We start from the raw sequence: 1,256 nt of genomic DNA on the forward strand, positions 1-1,256 counted from the left end.
CAGGGAAAGACCCTGTGGATCCCCCAGGGCACCTTCTACGTGAAGGGCACCGCGGGACTGAACGCACAGGGGATCACCATCGCGGGCGCGGGCCTGTGGTACAGCACGATCTACCGTGACGTCCCGGTCCCCAACAGCACGCCGCTGGCGGCACTGTTCGACCTGACCTCCTGCACCGTACAGAACTTCCACATCGACGCCAACGCCGTCAGCCGCGGCACCGTCGGCGGCGACGGTGGCGCCATGGACACCACCGGCACCAACTGGGTGGCCGACGGCATCTGGACCCAGCACACCATGTCCGGCTTCTGGGCCTCGGGTACCGGCGGAAAGGTGCAGAACAGCCGCCTGACCTCGATCTGGGCCGACGGGATCAACCTGAACAACGTGGCGCTCGACGCGAACACCGGAAACGACCTGACCGCCACGAACAACTTTGTGCGCGGCACCGGTGACGACGCGATGGCGATCAACTCGGTCAACTACAACACCAGCGGCAGCACGACGACCTACTACAACCCGATGACCAACATCACCTTCACCAACAACACCGCGATCGCGCCGTGGGGCGGCAAGGGCATCGGGATCTACGGCGGAAGCGGCCACCAGGTCAGCAACAACTACATCAGCGACACGGCCCGCTACATCGGTCTGGGAGCCGGCCGCTTCGGCGTCAACGGCAACGACCTGCTGTCCGCGACCGTGGCCGACAACGTCGTCGTCAGGTCGGGCGGCAACGCCTACAGCCAGGGCCAGCCGGCGCTGCACATCGGCAACGGCGGCGACGGCCAGAACACCGGGATCGTCGACAAGGTCACGGTGACCGGCAACACCGTCACCGACTCCCTCTATGACGGGATCGGCTTCTCCACCTCGACCAACACCCTGCTGCAGGACAACACGGTCACCAGCCCCGGTCGCAACGCAGTGGTGATCGCACCGCCGTACTACCCGGCGCCCAGCGGATCCGCCACGATCACCGGAAACACCCTCACCGGACTGCACTCGGGGAACGCCGCGTTCACCAACAACTCCAGCGGCTTCACCGCGACGGTGAACAACAACAGCTGGCAGAACCCCGCGCCCGAGGGCCCCTACGGCGGCACCCCGGCCGCCGTGCCGGGCACCGTGCAGGCGGAGAACTACGACACCGGCGGTCAGGGGTAACCCGCCGCCTGGCACCGGAACAACATGATTGATCTGAGCTTTTCTTGAGCTTGGTGAGGGGGTGACTTCCGGTTGTGAGGCGCCCACCG

Annotated in this window: 1 protein-coding gene; it reads left to right on the forward strand. The window is 66.2% G+C overall.

Annotated elements, in window-relative coordinates; genetic code table 11:
* The coding region (locus tag AB0I77_RS53650) for a NosD domain-containing protein (RefSeq protein WP_363290343.1) at positions 1 to 1,167 on the forward strand (1,167 nt) is incomplete at its 5' end.
* Positions 1,168 to 1,256 lie beyond the last annotated feature (89 nt).

Source organism: Streptomyces sp. NPDC050619 (assembly GCF_040654815.1).
Lineage (GTDB): Bacteria > Actinomycetota > Actinomycetes > Streptomycetales > Streptomycetaceae > Streptomyces.